13 protein-coding genes are annotated in these 14,949 nt (G+C 45.5%); 7 read left to right on the forward strand and 6 right to left on the reverse strand.

Annotation, left to right across the window (positions count from 1 at the left end; genetic code table 11):
- Nucleotides 1-175 precede the first annotated feature (175 nt).
- The 3 genes from DOM22_RS19130 to DOM22_RS19140 are packed head-to-tail and all read left to right on the forward strand — an operon-like array spanning nt 176 to nt 3,100.
- Entirely contained in the window at nt 176-1,048 is an 873-nt protein-coding gene (locus DOM22_RS19130; protein WP_142701912.1) for a hypothetical protein, read from the forward strand.
- A gap of 25 nt (nt 1,049-1,073) precedes the next feature.
- The gene (locus DOM22_RS19135; RefSeq protein ID WP_246845760.1) at nt 1,074-2,111 is read left to right on the forward strand and encodes an aminoglycoside phosphotransferase family protein; all 1,038 of its coding nucleotides are present in this window, start codon (nt 1,074-1,076) and stop codon (nt 2,109-2,111) included.
- Entirely contained in the window at nt 2,108-3,100 is a 993-nt protein-coding gene (locus DOM22_RS19140; RefSeq protein ID WP_142701913.1) for a sugar phosphate nucleotidyltransferase, read from the forward strand. The genes DOM22_RS19135 and DOM22_RS19140 overlap by 4 nt, the downstream gene beginning before the upstream one ends.
- A 1-nt stretch (nt 3,101) precedes the next feature.
- Here the strand turns inward: DOM22_RS19140 and DOM22_RS19145 are convergent, their stop codons facing one another.
- The 3 genes from DOM22_RS19145 to DOM22_RS19155 all read right to left on the reverse strand — a co-directional run bounded on the left by DOM22_RS19145 (nt 3,102) and on the right by DOM22_RS19155 (nt 7,837).
- Nucleotides 3,102-4,079, reverse strand: coding sequence for a hypothetical protein (locus DOM22_RS19145; protein WP_142701914.1), 978 nt, complete (start codon nt 4,077-4,079; stop codon nt 3,102-3,104).
- Between the two features lie 8 nt (nt 4,080-4,087).
- On the reverse strand, nt 4,088-5,578 hold the full coding sequence (locus tag DOM22_RS19150; RefSeq protein WP_142701915.1) for a hypothetical protein: 1,491 nt from the start codon (nt 5,576-5,578) through the stop codon (nt 4,088-4,090).
- Between the two features lie 78 nt (nt 5,579-5,656).
- A complete protein-coding gene (locus tag DOM22_RS19155) occupies nt 5,657-7,837 on the reverse strand; it encodes a TadE/TadG family type IV pilus assembly protein (protein ID WP_142701916.1) in 2,181 nt (726 codons plus the stop codon).
- Nucleotides 7,838-7,960: 123 nt separating this feature from the next.
- Here DOM22_RS19155 and DOM22_RS19160 point away from each other — a divergent pair, with 123 nt between their 5' ends.
- The 3 genes from DOM22_RS19160 (at nt 7,961) to DOM22_RS19170 (ending at nt 11,442) form a co-directional block, all read left to right on the forward strand.
- Nucleotides 7,961-8,836 (forward strand): hypothetical protein, encoded by an 876-nt coding sequence (locus DOM22_RS19160; protein ID WP_210415654.1) that lies wholly within the window; start codon nt 7,961-7,963, stop codon nt 8,834-8,836.
- 2 nt (nt 8,837-8,838) lie between these two features.
- Entirely contained in the window at nt 8,839-9,951 is a 1,113-nt protein-coding gene (gene nagZ / locus DOM22_RS19165) for a beta-N-acetylhexosaminidase (RefSeq protein WP_142701917.1), read from the forward strand.
- 105 nt (nt 9,952-10,056) lie between these two features.
- The gene (locus DOM22_RS19170; protein WP_142701918.1) at nt 10,057-11,442 is read left to right on the forward strand and encodes an energy transducer TonB; all 1,386 of its coding nucleotides are present in this window, start codon (nt 10,057-10,059) and stop codon (nt 11,440-11,442) included.
- Nucleotides 11,443-11,520: 78 nt separating this feature from the next.
- Here the strand turns inward: DOM22_RS19170 and DOM22_RS20175 are convergent, their stop codons facing one another.
- Nucleotides 11,521-11,649 (reverse strand): hypothetical protein, encoded by a 129-nt coding sequence (locus DOM22_RS20175; protein ID WP_255490115.1) that lies wholly within the window; start codon nt 11,647-11,649, stop codon nt 11,521-11,523.
- Between the two features lie 96 nt (nt 11,650-11,745).
- Entirely contained in the window at nt 11,746-12,576 is an 831-nt protein-coding gene (locus tag DOM22_RS19175) for a hypothetical protein (RefSeq protein ID WP_142701919.1), read from the reverse strand.
- Between DOM22_RS19175 and DOM22_RS19180 the strand changes: the two genes are divergently transcribed.
- Nucleotides 12,575-13,681 (forward strand): M23 family metallopeptidase, encoded by a 1,107-nt coding sequence (locus tag DOM22_RS19180; protein WP_142701920.1) that lies wholly within the window; start codon nt 12,575-12,577, stop codon nt 13,679-13,681. The genes DOM22_RS19175 and DOM22_RS19180 overlap by 2 nt on opposite strands.
- On the opposite strand, the gene DOM22_RS19185 is transcribed toward DOM22_RS19180, so the two are convergent.
- Nucleotides 13,678-14,949, reverse strand: coding sequence for a hypothetical protein (locus DOM22_RS19185; protein WP_142701921.1), 1,272 nt, complete (start codon nt 14,947-14,949; stop codon nt 13,678-13,680). The genes DOM22_RS19180 and DOM22_RS19185 overlap by 4 nt on opposite strands.

Below are 14,949 nucleotides of genomic sequence, written 5' to 3' on the forward strand. Positions count from 1 at the left end.
CCTAAATTATTTACCTATTTGAACTAAAAATAGAGGGCTTTGAAGGACAACTTCAAGGCCCTTTTTCTTTTCCCAAAAGCCACTTAAGTAGCTGATTTCACCGATAATTACCCCCTCCCCTGACAGTTGGTATTGTTCTTGTATATTAGGGTTTCTGTTAAGGGGTGTTGGTAATATGCAAACTACAACTTTGGATTCGTCATTTGTATCTCGTCTTAAGCATCTTGTTGAGACTCGCTATGGAAAAGAGCTGCTGATCCGTCAATTGATGGATCTGTCTGCCGTGCAACCGCACGAAGATACATATTTGCGCGGGGTGGATTTTCATGTGCCTATCAAGGTGAACGGTGCTCTGTTGGGTACCGCCATCGTTCCGGGTGCTGACGATTTAAATGCTGAAAAACGCCAGGGCGTTACGCAATTGATTCGCATGGTTTTAGAGCCAGCCCTTTATAAATGGTATCTGGAACAAAAAGAATCCAACTTAGTCGAAATCAGCAAAGCCAATTTTGAAACTGAAAACCTTCATGTCTTCGGCGATGACAAACTGCCAAGCATTGATGAGTTGCTGGAAGACTCCTCTAAAGACCTGGCCAAAGGTCTGTCGAAAGAATTATTATCCCACCTGATCCATCTGGAAGGGCAAACGCCGACAACCAATAAGAAAGTCGCTTTGCAGTTGCATGAGCTAACAGGCCGCTGGGCATTTGTTCCATTCAACGACATCAAGGGTCAACTTCACTCCAGTTTCGATATCGCGAAAATGGGTGAAATGACAATTTTCATCGAAAACATCGAGTCTCTAAACGCTGCTGAGCAAGAGCTTTTACTGGAGTATCTGGGTGAAGAGCATTCGCCAGATGAACCATTGATTATCACAAGCTCCGCTATGAATCTTGAAGAACTCGCAAAAACAGAAGGTCTTGCATCCAATCTGATTGATGAAGCCTCTGTGAATTGCTTTGAAGTGGACCGCGCTCCACTGACAACTCAAGGCCTGAAAGAAGTCCTGGAGTTGTTCTTTATGAAAGACCCGGCATCGACATAAGTTCTTGAATTAACTTGGAGTGTCTGTGAGAATTTTTCTTATGGTCACTCACGATGAATTTCTAAATTCTTTTTTAAGCCGCTCATTATCTACAGACGCATTCAAGGTATTTTCTCTTGCAGGAGATGCCTCGAATCGTCGCTATTACCGCGTGGTACATGACAATCAATCATGGGTGCTTATGCGCTGGGAGCCATTTGATCCCGCGAACTACCCGCTGATGAGCGTTCTAAATCATTTTGCCAAAAACGGTATCCACGTTCCTAAAATCGTTGCGATGTCACCCAGCGAAGGATTGATCCTTCAAGAAGACTTGGGCGATTTGATGCTTGAAAGAAAATTCTGGGAAAGCCAAAGCCACGAGTCCTCAATGGAGTGGTACAAGCTGACAGTCGATGAGGTTGTTAAGATCCATCACAAGGCAACGCTTGATCACGATCCGAACTGCTCTGCCTTTAAGATGAAATTTGATACTGAAAAATTTCTTTGGGAAATGAACTACGGCAAGGACAATTTATTGGCTGGCGTATTGAAGTTTCCTTTCAACGAAAAATCCAATAAAGAAATTTCTGATATCTTTTTGGATATCTGCTCACGCTTGGATGCGGAACCAAAGCGCATCGCTCACCGCGATTATCACTCGCGCAACGTGATGATTAAACTCGATAAAGTTCATGTGATCGATTTCCAGGATGCGCGCCTGGGACCGATCCAATATGACTTGGTAAGCCTTATGCGTGACTCATACGTCGATATGAGCGACGAAATGGCCGCAAAGCTGATCAATTACTACTTGGAGCAATCTAAGCAGTACTTGCCAAAAGATTTCTCGCGCGAACATTTTGATCGCATCTATGAACTTCAGTCTATTCAGCGCTGCTTTAAAGCTTGCGGCAGTTTCGCCAGCTTCTTCCACCAACGCGAAGATCGTCGTTACTTGAAATATCTTTCCGGGACTCTTCGTCGCGTGATGAAAGCGATTAACGAGTTTCCAGAATACAAAGTGTTTGCTGATATCTTGATTGATTCTGGCGCTCTTGAAAGAAAGTACGATTCTTTATGAATGTAATGGTCCTTGCAGCTGGCGAAGGCACTCGCCTTCGCCCCCATACAACTCAACTTCCCAAGCCTGCAATTCCGTTTTTGACTTTACCGTTGGCGGCGCATGCTTTGGGGTTTCTGCAAGGAATTCAGATTAACAAACTTGTGGTGAATACATATCACTTGCCAGAAAAGATCCACACACTGTTCAACAAGATTAATCATCAAGCGAACGAGCTGGTATTTTCAGACGAAGTGGGAAAAATTCTGGACAGTGGTGGCGGCTTGAACAAGGTTCGCAGTCATTTCAGAAATGGCGGAGACTTCATCTTGATGAACGCCGACACCGTGATTCTTCCGAAAGACTCTGAAATTCTAAAGAAAGCCCTTGCCAATCACCGCTCAACAGGAGCTGTGACGACGGTGCTCGTGATGTCACATCCCAGTGTTGGCACACAGTTCGGTGGAATCTGGGCAGACGGGAATAATGGCATAAAAGGATTTGGGAAAACCAAAGTCGAAGGCAGCGAAACAGGGTGGCATTACATCGGCGTTCAAATTTTTTCGGAAAAAATATTCAATTACCTTCCGAATCAAGAAGTATCGCATATTTTCAATGATGCTGTTATGGCGGCGGTAAATGGTGGGGAAAAAGCCCAAGTTTATCCAATAGAATGCACGTGGTTCGAAACTGGTAACCCTACTGATCTTATTGAAGCCACGAAGTACTGCATAAATGCATTGCTCGGTCCCAACGGCCATGAAAAGCAAGCGCTGGAAAAAACCTTCGCTCAATATTCACCATCAAAAGTCATCACGCAAAGATTCAATGAAGCAAACCTTCAGTTTTCTTCTGAAGCCATCATCGATAACGAATCTAAATTTTCTGGATTTGTAAGTGCCGGGCCAGGAACTGTGATTGGTAAGAATTGTACGTTGGAAAACGTGATCATCGGAGACGGTGTCAATGTTGCTGACGGCACGACCGTCAACAACACGATTCTGCTTTAAATTATTTTTTCAAATCAACATCAGAGACACCAAAGAAAGAATCTTGGCTCTCTTTGACTTTATAACGACGGCTCATCATCAGGAAGATACTGTCTGCGGCGACACCAATCGGCTCGCCGTGATAGTTCTTACTCATGCCTGCAGCTAGTCTTGAATTATCTTTGTCCAACAAACTTGATGACCCGCGAGCACCCGCATAACCGGGGTAGGGACCACTTCCACTGCTGCCATCACCACTTGGATAGCGACTGCCGCCGCCTCCACCAGAGCTTTCGTCATAACCCTGCGCTTTCGTCAATGCGCCGATTTTTACTTTCTCTAAGGCTTTCTTTTCGATGTCCTTCGAAGTCGCCATCGCTGCATCGATAGCACCTTGAGGAATCCCCGCAGATGCCATACCAGCCGCTGAACTAAGATCGGACACATTATAGGATTTTCCATCTGGAGAAGTAATTTTCGTCGCAGAGCTATTGACCAGTCCTTGCGCTTTTAGACTACTTAAGCCGGCTTCCGCTTTTTTCATATAGCTTGAGCCAACTGATGCATTTGACTGATAGTCAGGATCAGAACTGCTGCCGGATGCCAATCCAGAATTATAGTTTCCGGTTCCATAGGCATCAGACAAGTCAGCGGTGTTATAAGACTCACCTGCTTTTTGTCCATTAGCTTTCGACTGCTTCATGGACATGATACCCATCGCTGTAAACAGCGCTGCTACCGCACAAGCACTGCCATCCTCAGGACATCGGGACCAGTTCTGTGCTGCTACTGCAAACTCCGTTGCGCTCGCAACAGCATTGAAAGCTTGTGCCGAATTGTTCTTGCTACCATTGCTATTTGCAGAGCTATTCACTGCGGGAATTGTCGTGGTTTTTGTCGCACCACTTTCCACCCCCGTTTCTGCTGCGAAAGAATACGCAGGAGACAACGCGATGCTAAGACTGCAAACCGATTTAGTAATCGTTTTAAATACTGTCATGTCGTCTCCTAGTTATTTAGTAAAGAAGATTTATTATCCTGGTAGCGATCACGAACTTTTTCCCAGTTCGATTTACCACCCTGACCAGTTACTTCTTTAACCCAATTTTGTTGCGCGCCACCCATCTTTTTTGGATCTTTTGCTCCGCCAGGCAAGTAACCACGAAGACCTGACTTATCACTGGATGAGTCACCACCACCCCAACCACCGCCACCTCCGCCGCCGCTAGAGCCAGCTAAGATGTTGGTATCGAGAGCTTTATGACCTGATTTATCTTCACCACTGGCGCCGGAGCCACTGCCGCCTCCGCCACCACCAAGGTTTGCGCCGCCACCCCCAACGGGAGCACCAACACCACTACTGCCTGAATCATTGGATGGTGAGCGAGCTGTTGTTGAAGGAGTATTGCCCGTCGCCAAATCAGCCGCCGTCAACCCATCTTTGCTTGATGAAGCCGGTGTCGCTGAAAGTGCAGACAAACCACTGCCAGCAGAACTCATTGTAGATCTCGCGGCAATAGAGCCACAACCTTCAAGCATTGGATTTTTTAAACATATACACTCTGGAAGATTTGCATTCGCTTCAATCTTACAAGTTTCTGCTGTCGTCGCCACATCAGTTCCCGCAGACGAATCCGTCGCCTCCTCACAGCTCTTACCTTGTTTCAAGGCATTCACCACGCCATAAATACCGGATGCCGCTGAAGCAAGAAGTTGAGGATATTTACTTGTACATACTTGCGATTTTCCAGCGATAGATTGAATGTCACCAGTCTGAAGTTCTTTACCGATAAGATTCAAAATCGTAGCCTGCAAATCTCTGTAACGTGCGATTTGAGATACACAGTTTGGATCCTGGGGATTTTTGCAAACAGGAGAAGAAGCTTTTACTGCCTTCTGCATGTTTGCAACGGCTTCTTTAGTGTTGGAACAGTACCATCCGCAGTGACCCTTAGCTGCACCACAAGCTGCCGTATAAGCTGTCAAAGCTGCTTGAGCAACACCCATGCCTTTACCAAAAGCACTACATGAATCACTTACTCCAGAGGCACCTGCCACTGTCCCCAAGACGTTCAGTGCCGCTACGGCATCCTGAATTTTAGGACTCAAGTTTGACAGACAGGCATACGCAGCTACTGATTGACCCTTTACGCAAGTGTCCCAGTTGCCAATATACTCGTTGTAGGCAGCCTTTTCATTTTTGATCTGGTTGTCTTCGATGAATGCGCCACTTAATCCGACCAACTCACTGAAATTTTTTTCGAATTGTTTTCTAACGGCTTCCAAACCACCAGCTGTCGCTTCATTGGTATCAGCGGCTACGCTTGAATCAAGCGATGTTACTGGCGCAGAAGTTGAATTAGCAGCAGCAATTTGCTTCGGTTTAGCGAAACCTACATCACTTGCGGGAACTGTTTTTTCAGTTTGAGCATAAACGTTCCCACCTGCAAATGAGATCGCAAAAAGAATAGTAAACACGCGAGTTATCGCATTTCTCATAGATATTCCCCTACCTGTCTCTTTTCGGACAAAAGTCAGAGAATCTTAACTGTCTCAATTTGAGAATTTACGAGTGAGCTAGAAGTCTGAGGGAGGCGCATTTTTGATTTTAGCCTTGCCGGAGTTATCCCCACCCAATTGCAGTTCAGAATTCAAATAATCAGAGGAGATCATTTTGACGGAATAACCCGAGGTCCCGCCCACAATACAATTGCCAGAAGTTGGCGGAACAGGAGTTTCACCATCGTATTTTGGCTCTACTGTGCACTTACCCAGCTTCTCCGTATTCAGGGAGTAGTCCAACAAGCCGTTGTCAGCCCAACCCGTAAGTACGTTTTTCCAATCCTTCGAAAGATAGGTCAGTTTTTGATCAATATCTAACGCTAGTGTTTGAATCTCTTTGCTCTTTAAAACTTTATATTGGTCTTTCACGCTGAACTCTTCCAAGTTCACATCGCCCTGCTTGTAGTCCTTGTGATAGCCAATATCGGGACGAATGGATTTATCAAAACCAGGGTTCGCCTTCGGCATAAACTTTTCTTTAATGCGCTTATAATAGTTATGATAAAAATCCGGCTCGATAGAGTAGTACGCCATATCGAACTGGTCAGGAAGAATTGCTAAAAGTTCCAGGGCGCGGAATCGAGAAGGACCTTTTACTTCCTCGCTCCAAGCCAATAGATCTCCATTGCCATTACTTTTTTTAGCAAATTCAAACGGCAATTGATTCCAGTGACCAAAATTGGGAGCGGTATCTTGAAAATCAGGATTGTCCTTTGTACGTTTGTCCCAAGTCGGATCTAATTTGAAAATTGCGCGACCAAATTGATATAGAAGATTTCGACTTTTCAAACCGTACTGATCACCCACGAAACGGCTGTAATTTCCTGCACGAGTTGGATCCTTTGGATCGCCGATATTGCCAGTGTCATAAATTCTTGGGGGAAGATTTGCATCGATCTTACTACCACCTGCAGATCTTTCGGAACCGCTAGGCCATTGCGATTCATACCAAGGGCCCATTCTGCCTCCGAACGGTTTAAAAAACGCACGCGCTTTTAAATCAACGGCACCCAAAGGAGAAAAGGGAATGTTTGGACGAGTGACAGCCGAAACACCAACATAAGCCATACACCATGGATTCTTCTCGACACCCATTGAGTAATTATAAGGATCTTCAATCTGACTGCGAAGTCCGACAAACTGAGAGAGCTCGGAAATATCTCTCCATAATGCATGCCCTTGGTTTTTTACAACTTCAGCAGGCCAGTTATTGCGATCCGATGCGAGTTCTCTTGGTACGCGTTCAATATTGTTTTGGTCGACATTACAGACCGTATCCACATAACTAAATGCTGGTGCTATACGAATGGGAACGAGCCATTTTGCAGGCAATTCATCTTTTGCAGGATTATTGCACCCATCAGCACCCAAAGAATTATAAACTTTAAATGACTGCAACCCATCCTTATTTGCAGCGGTTAGATTGTTATCCAAAGTTGCTTTGATGCCCTTTTTAACTGATTCACCATCAAGATCAAAAAAGTCTTCTGTCTCGTTACTCATGGATCTGGAAATTGTTGAAATCAACAACATCCTATCTGCTTGGTCCATATTGTAACCCACCACCCATTGAGCCAGCAGTCGATAATTGAAGGCTCCAAAATAACGACAACGCTCAAACGCTAAGTTTCGAAATGTTTCCGATATACTTGTCATCGCAACGTTAACACTATGAAAACCAGCAATCGTTGGGGTTGGTCCGAATACTTTAACTCCGCTCATACCTTTTAAATCTCTACAGGTATTCTCATTCGGCATCGGTTTGAATGGAACATAGGTCGCACAAAAAGATGGTGCATCGTAAAAGTCTTTGGCTGCGGGATTGGTATCATCAGTATCCGCGCGCCCCGGCACGATCTGCAAATTATTAGCTGGGTTTTTATCGACCGGATGTTCCGACATATCCCCGGCCGTACCAACCATACGATAGCGCCAAGCCAGTAACTTCCAGCTCTGACGGATCTGATAGTTGATATGTGCGATCGCATTCATGTTCTCCGCTTGCTTCATTGCGCCGTAATAGGCAGCAAGATCCACGGAATTCTGTAAGTTGATTTTGTGATGGACCAACAAGCCCACGTTGATGACCATAGCAAAGAAGATAAACAGAATTTGAAATATCAAGGCGACAAATAGCGCAACCTGACCGCGAGGGTTTTTGAGTCTTCGAATAAGTTGATCACGCAGTTTCATCATGTGGTTAAAAACAATTGTCTCGTATCAATTGCACGGAGGCAATAACTCGACCTTGAAAACTTTGACTTGTTCTATAGTGAGATGACAGACTTTTAGCCATGATAACTAAGGGGAATCTCGACGATGGTCCGTAATTACTTCTCTGCCCTTATTGGCTTCTCAATTTTTACTGCTCCGCTGGTTTCCAACGCAGCTGTGTTGTTTGAGGGATATTCAAAAATTAACGCGAACGACGCCCATATCGGGTACGTCGTCAGCCGTTACGAGTTTGACGACAAGAAAAAACAATTTATCTCCACGTACTTTATCAAAACCGGAAAAGGTCCCACTGAAACCACAGAAAGTTTAAAAGCTTTCGCGGACTCCGAACTTGCTCCGATCTCTTACGAATACACATCGCTGTCTGGCAAAGAATCTAAAACGATCGACGCCAAGTTCAAAGCGGGAGCGATGACGGCAATCGTTAGCAACAACGGCAAATCCTCCAAAATTGAAAAGAAAATTCCCAAAGGGACTTTCCTTTCAACATTTCTGGTTTATTTGATGCTGAAAAGTAAAGACGGACTTCGTTCTGAAACAAAATACGAATACCAAGCCATCGCCGAGGAAGATGCCAGCATCTCCAAAGGGCAAGCTCTGGTTGGCAAAGAGCAGATCTTTAATGACTTTAAAGTATTTAAAATTCTGAACACCTTTAAAGACGCTAAATTCCTCAGCTACGTAAATGATCGGGGCGAAGTCATTGCGACGAATGCAATGGGTACGGGAATTTCCACGGAACTGGTTTCCACCGCCGCAGAAGCAACGAATGGCCAATCTTTCAGTACAACTATTTTGAAAACATTGTTTGCGGGAGTTCCGGCGGGCACTCAAAATGTTGTTGCTCAAGGCAAGAAAGCAAAACCGGCGACACTACCAACTACGACAATTAATGCACCAGTAACGGCTCCAGCTAGCGCCACTCCAGCCACTCAACCAGAAAATGAACCGGGTCAATAACTATGGGAATCAAGCAAATCATCGGACAGCACATGTTTATCGGTATCCAAGGTCACTCTTTGACTGCCGACGAAAAGAAATTCATCGTCGATAACAACATCGGTGGTATATGCCTGTTTGGTCGTAACGTCGCTGAACCAAAACAGGTTCATGACCTGTGCGCTGAAATTCAGTCCCTACGTCATATGCAGGCTGATAAGGCTCCGCTGTTTATCGGGATAGACATGGAAGGTGGCCGAGTCCACCGCTTGAAACCGCCGTTCACAGTTTGGCCGGCACTTCGTAAATTGGGTGATCTGGATGCCCCGACAGTTTCCTTTCACTTTGCAAATCGCATGGGTCAGGAATTGAAGGCCGTTGGTATCAATTTGGATTTTGCGCCTTCGGTTGACGTCTTCACCAATGAAGCAAACAAAGTCATCGGCGATCGTTCGATCAGTTCCGATCCTGAGTCTGTCGCTAAACATGCATCTGCCCTGGTTCGCGGTTACATCAAAGCTGACGTAATCACTTGTGCAAAACATTTCCCTGGCCACGGAAATACTTTGGTTGATAGCCATGAGGATCTTCCTGTGGAAAACCTGGATAAAGAACGCCTGGAAAGTTGTGAACTGATTCCATTCAAAAAAGCGTTCAAGTCCCGCGTCGACATGGTGATGACCTCCCATATTATGTTCCCAAAAATCGATCCTGAGTGGCCGGTTACTTTGTCAGAAATTTTCGTTAAGAAAATGATCAAAGAAGAACTTCGCTATAGAGGTTTAGTGATCACTGACGACTTGGGAATGAAGGCTATGTCGTCTCACTATGGGGTTGATGAAATTCCGGTTCGCGCTCTTCAAGCTGGCTGTGATCTGCTGTTGTATTGCAATGAATTCGACGTACCTCCGCAAGCTGTCGAAGCAATCTTAGGCGCTGTGGCTCAAGGCACTTTGGATCAAGCACAACTCGAGTCTTCTCACAGAAGAATTTTGGAACTGAAAAAAGCCAAAATCACCCACCCCGATCCACTGGATATGAGTGAGGTTGTAAAGATCGTTGGCCACGCAGAACATCTTAAAATCGCTGCTGCCATCAACAGCGGTGTCTCCCCAGACGGGTTACTGCCAGAGTAACAGTCATGAAAAAATTACCCAGGTCACCCGTCCCAACTTAAACAGGGACCTCCACAAGCTGGCCTGGGAATTGATAATACTCCCCCTATAGTCAGAGGAGTATTTATGGGTTTCGATAAAAGTAACGAAGAACTAAGTCCCGAGAATCAGCTCGATTTGTTTTCGTATAACACCTCAAAACTCGATTTTATTCCCGACCTGAAAATCCCGACACCTCGCCCACCAGAAGCGAATAAATCCCCGCGCTTTATGACTTTGTCAGTGGCTCTGCATATCGCTGCAGCTGTCGCAGTTGCAGTCATCAGCGTGCCTTTGGTGAACGAGATCAAAACCGATACAATTACGATCGAGCTTGAAGAGCCAACAGTTCACGAAGTTACCAAAGGTGCTCCAGTAGAACCCACGAAAGGTGGTGCACCAGCAGCTCTTCCAGAAAAATTACCTGTAAAAGAGGTGCAAGAAGTCGCAGTCACTCCAGTTGAAACGGCTCCGGCACCTACAGAAGTTGCGGTAGTGGCGGCTCCTGAAGTCATTGCAGAACCAGTTCCTGTTATCGAAAAGTCAGCACCTAAAAAAGCTGCGCCCAAAGCAGTAGCTGCCGCAAAACCATCTAGTCATAAAGCTGCTAAATCTGCTCCTGCAAAAACAAATTTTGCCGCAGTTCCTATGTCGATTGATGATATCAACTCGCCCGAACTTGATGAGGGAGAGATCGCGAATCAAAAATCTGAAGCAAAATTAGGTGAAGACTTCAATCAGGACTTCGATGAGATCGACAGTAAGCACGCAAGCAAACTTGCCGCTGAAGAATCGCAAATGAATGCGATGGCAGAAGCTCTTTCTGCTGATCAAGAAAGGTCTCTAAAATCCGTTGAAGATCAAAATCAGGCTGATTCTGCAGCTCTTGCGGAGTCTCAAAAGAATCTTCGTCATAAAAACGCCAAAGCGGTTGCTTCGGCGCTAGCATCCGAGAAAGCCGCTGCTGAAGCTGCTGCTCGCGAAAAAGCCGCCCAACGTGCAGCTGCGATTGCCGCTGCCAATGCGGCACAAGGTGCTGACGGCGCAGGTGGCGATGGTCCTGGTAAAGGTGAAAAACAAGGTGCCGGGGCCGGCAACAATGGACTTGAAAAATCAGGTCAGGAAGTTGCGGGCGCTGCTGAAGGCGTCAGAAGTTTAGATCAATTAAAACAGATGCCTGGAAATCCACGTCCTCAATACAGTGAAGAGGAACGCCTGAAAGGCAATCAAGGTCGCGTAAGCTTTGAAGCTTACATAACTAAAGATGGTACGCCTGTAAACTTCCGTATGAAGCAATCGACAGGTTTCAGAAATCTGGATGCAAAAACATTGGCTGCTCTTAAAAAGTGGAGATTCTATCCAGGCCAAGAAGGCTGGGTCGAAATACCATTTAGCTGGGACTTGAAAGGTGGCGTTCAAGAAGTGAAGGGTCGCCTAAGGACTTCGGTAGGACAGCTACAAGGTAGCTACTAATCTCTTGTAACAAACTGTACAAATGCAAAAAGCCTTTGGTGAACCCAAAGGCTTTTTACTTTTAAAGACTGAGGCTAATTAGTCTTTGAAAAGAACTTTAGCAGATTTAGTAGTACCGTTAGTACGTACTGCTGCTTTACGTTTTTTACCGCTAGTAGTTTTTTTCTTTTCGCGAATGTATTCAGTTTTTTTAGTTTTAGAAGCCACGGTTTACCCCCGGAATATTTATTAAAACTCCGGCCGTGCCGAAGTGCGCAATTATCCCATCAAAGCCGGGATAGGCTAGACGGAACGAGTTAACTATCAAAACGGAATAATCAAGTCAATCGAATGCCTATAATCTGATGATTTTTGTGTATTTCCGAAATAGGCATAGTTTAAACGAAAGCGAGGACCGCTAAACCCCATACCGGCCGAAACCAGGGGTCTGGAGTCGTCAAAATCGTCAGAATAGCCGAATCTGAACACTATAAAGCGATTTATGAAGGTTTCAAGGCCCAAACCAGCGTATCCCTCGGAATCTCCATCGACGCGAACACGGAACATTCCCTTATAAATATAGTTAAATCCGCCGCCCACCTTGGTTTTATAGCGGAGCTCCTCAGGAGCCGTATTATTGTTTTCACCGAAAACATTATAGACCACCAGGCCCAAACCCATGTCTGACATCGGCGTGTAAAGAAGGCCCAAATCCCCGTTGACTGAGTGATAGCTACCCTGAGCAAGAGTCTGCTCAAGGTAATGTCCCGTCAAACCCACGGACCATTTATCTTTAAAGAACTCTGCCAATGTAATGCCGATATCGTGTTCATTCAACTCACCAAGAGTTTTAGTCATCTTGGATTTTTGCACATACGCAGCCGCCGCAGGAAGCGTACTTTCTTTTGTGTTATCACTCAAAAAAGCTGCGAACTCTTTATCTGCGAAAGATGTAAAAAGAAAACGTCCCCCTAAATGAGCCATGGATGCAGGATTCAGGAAACTAGCATCACCGGGCTCCACAGCCGCACGTCCAGTTCCACCCGCTGCTACTGACGCCGAAGAATTATAAACTTGGGCCACTGCTTGGTTCGAGCTAACATATATGAGGAGAAAAACAGAAAGTTTTTTTACAAAGCTCAAAGGATGGAGCATGAATCAATACCTCGCACGCATCGTGTGCACATTCATTTTAGTGCTCACATACTATCAATCAGTTCATGCTGGCGCCAACAACTTTACGGCCAAACAAATTCGTTCCGGTGATAATCTTTTAAATATTTTGCGCCAACAGGGTTTTTCCATACGTGAACGCGAAAAAGTTCTGGCATCTGATCTTGGACTGCGTCGTTTGTTTCTGACTTTAGATACACGTTATCTGGTTCGTCGCGATAAGAACGAAGTAGAACTTCGAGTTTTCGACTCTCAAACTTCTGATGCCTTTCGCATTTTAAAAAAGAATGGTGTGATTCAGGCCGCTCCTTACAAGCCGCAATTTAAGACTACAGTTCTTAGAGTGGACGGCAAAGTTCACGGATCTATTCTGGGTTCTATCCTTCCCAAAGTTAACAGCAACTGGGTGGCAACCCGCTTCACTGATGCTTATGTATTCGATATAAAATCCGCAAAAGAACTGCGCCGAGGCGCACCTTTCTGGTTCACAGTTGAAAAGAAGTATGAGAGCGGTTTGTTCGTAAAATACGGAGAGATTCTGCAAACTTCGCTTGAGATCGATGGCGACATAGTTCGCAAAAAATTCGTTCGCTCTAAAGATGGCGGCGTGTTCTTTAATGATCAGGATCTGCAGGAAAAGCGTGCCTTCTACTCCCCCGTTAATTACATCAAAATCGCCAGCACCTTTCAGCCGAACCGATTGCACCCCATCACTCGTAAAAGAGTTCCGCATTTGGGCGTTGATTTTGAATTGCCGATTGGAGACCCGGTCTTAGCCGCACGCAAGGGCCAAGTGGTTCGCTATGGAAATAATCATGCGGCGGGGAATTTCATCGTACTTCGCCATTCAAACGGCATCGAGTCCTCGTACAACCATCTGTATAAAATCGATCGCAGAATTCGCGAGGGCTTGATGGTAAATGCCGGAGATAAAATCGCCGAGGTGGGTTGTACAGGTTACTGCACTCGGGCTCACTTGCACTTCGCCCTAAAAATAAAGGGCCGAATGGTCGACCCTTTGAAATATATTAAACCTTATCCACAAAACATGCATCAGCTCTTAGCTTCGCAAGTGGCGTCTAATTAGAATTTTGTACAGATCGTTGCATAGTTTGCGCAACGTTTTGTCGGAATAACACTGTTCGGATATGAAGCTGCGGAAGTACCAATCAATGGGTTGTAACAAGCAGCACCCGCACTGTATTCCACACCCTGGGCCACGCCATTCACCAAATTTTCAGTATAGCATGATGGCACAGTTGCTTTAGGAACCAAGCAGCCTTGAGTCACGTTAACATCCCATTGGTGAGCTGGGAACTGGCGGCGAACAATGTCGATTTCCGCACGCAAAGCCGCGCTGGCAGTAATTTGTGCCTCCGTATGAGGAGCACAAGAAGCCAAGTCGCGATTCAAATAAACTTTATAAACACGGTTACAATTCCAGTTCGCAATCACATTACCGGAACTCAGATCAACTTCTTGCAGAGTTTGCAACACATTCAGTGGAGAGAAACCGTTGGAAACACCCGCGGCCTGACCGAAGGAGAAACGGTAACCGCGACCGTAAGCCAAAGCTTTGTTTGTTGTGCTTGCAGAAACTACGCTGCCGATATTTGTGGAATCATTTAAATAGGTCATCGTCATCTGACCTTGCACTTGCAAGATATCACGCAAGCTTTGGGAGATGCTTTGATCCGAGTTAAATTTCATGTTGGCTTCAAGAGTGCGAGTGTTCGTAGAGAACGGAAAATAGCGAACCGAAGCCCCACGATTATTCAACAACGTATCCATGATATACGTTGAAGACAAAACGTCAGCCATTGGAATCACATCTGTATTCAAAGCCAAAGAACCCGTTGCAGAATAAACGCTGTTCAAATTTGAACGGTCACGGATTGCCATTGTCGGCATCACATTGATGTTCGTTGGCGAGTCACCCAAGTACTCTGCGTATTGGGCTTTAGAAACGGCGTTGGCTGGATAAATCGGGCTAAAATTAGCATCAACATAGGAATAGAAACTTGCAGGAATCGTAATACCCGCAGTCTGGTAAGCACCTGCACGAATTGAATAGTAAGCGCTACTGCTTGGCAGAGTTCCTGGCTCAGCGCAGGAGTTATAGGCAATTTGGTCAAATCCACCATCGAATGCAAATGGGATCCCAGAAATTTTTCCGGCCATTTGTGAACCGTACTTAGAAACGAGCGCCGCGTCCAAGCTGGAGTAGTCAGCTACGTCGTCAAGGGATGAGTCAAAACCTGCTTTGCCGCAGTTTTGAAAAGAAACAACAAGAGCCAATGAGGCAGCTATGACCCCAGCAACCTTCAACGTTGTTGGCTTGTTTGGCATTTTCAT

The organism is Bdellovibrio sp. ZAP7 (genome assembly GCF_006874645.1).
Lineage (GTDB): Bacteria > Bdellovibrionota > Bdellovibrionia > Bdellovibrionales > Bdellovibrionaceae > Bdellovibrio.

Coding starts and splice junctions, on each gene's coding strand:
- DOM22_RS19130 (WP_142701912.1), top strand. CDS start 176: ATGCAAACTACAACTTTGGATTCGTCATTTGTATCTCGTCTTAAGCAT.
- DOM22_RS19145 (WP_142701914.1), bottom strand. CDS start 4,079: ATGACAGTATTTAAAACGATTACTAAATCGGTTTGCAGTCTTAGCATC.
- nagZ (WP_142701917.1), top strand. CDS start 8,839: ATGGGAATCAAGCAAATCATCGGACAGCACATGTTTATCGGTATCCAA.
- DOM22_RS19180 (WP_142701920.1), top strand. CDS start 12,575: ATGAATCAATACCTCGCACGCATCGTGTGCACATTCATTTTAGTGCTC.
- DOM22_RS19170 (WP_142701918.1), top strand. CDS start 10,057: ATGGGTTTCGATAAAAGTAACGAAGAACTAAGTCCCGAGAATCAGCTC.
- DOM22_RS19175 (WP_142701919.1), bottom strand. CDS start 12,576: ATGCTCCATCCTTTGAGCTTTGTAAAAAAACTTTCTGTTTTTCTCCTC.
- DOM22_RS19155 (WP_142701916.1), bottom strand. CDS start 7,837: ATGATGAAACTGCGTGATCAACTTATTCGAAGACTCAAAAACCCTCGC.
- DOM22_RS19140 (WP_142701913.1), top strand. CDS start 2,108: ATGAATGTAATGGTCCTTGCAGCTGGCGAAGGCACTCGCCTTCGCCCC.
- DOM22_RS19160 (WP_210415654.1), top strand. CDS start 7,961: ATGGTCCGTAATTACTTCTCTGCCCTTATTGGCTTCTCAATTTTTACT.
- DOM22_RS19150 (WP_142701915.1), bottom strand. CDS start 5,578: ATGAGAAATGCGATAACTCGCGTGTTTACTATTCTTTTTGCGATCTCA.
- DOM22_RS19185 (WP_142701921.1), bottom strand. CDS start 14,949: ATGAAAATGCCAAACAAGCCAACAACGTTGAAGGTTGCTGGGGTCATA.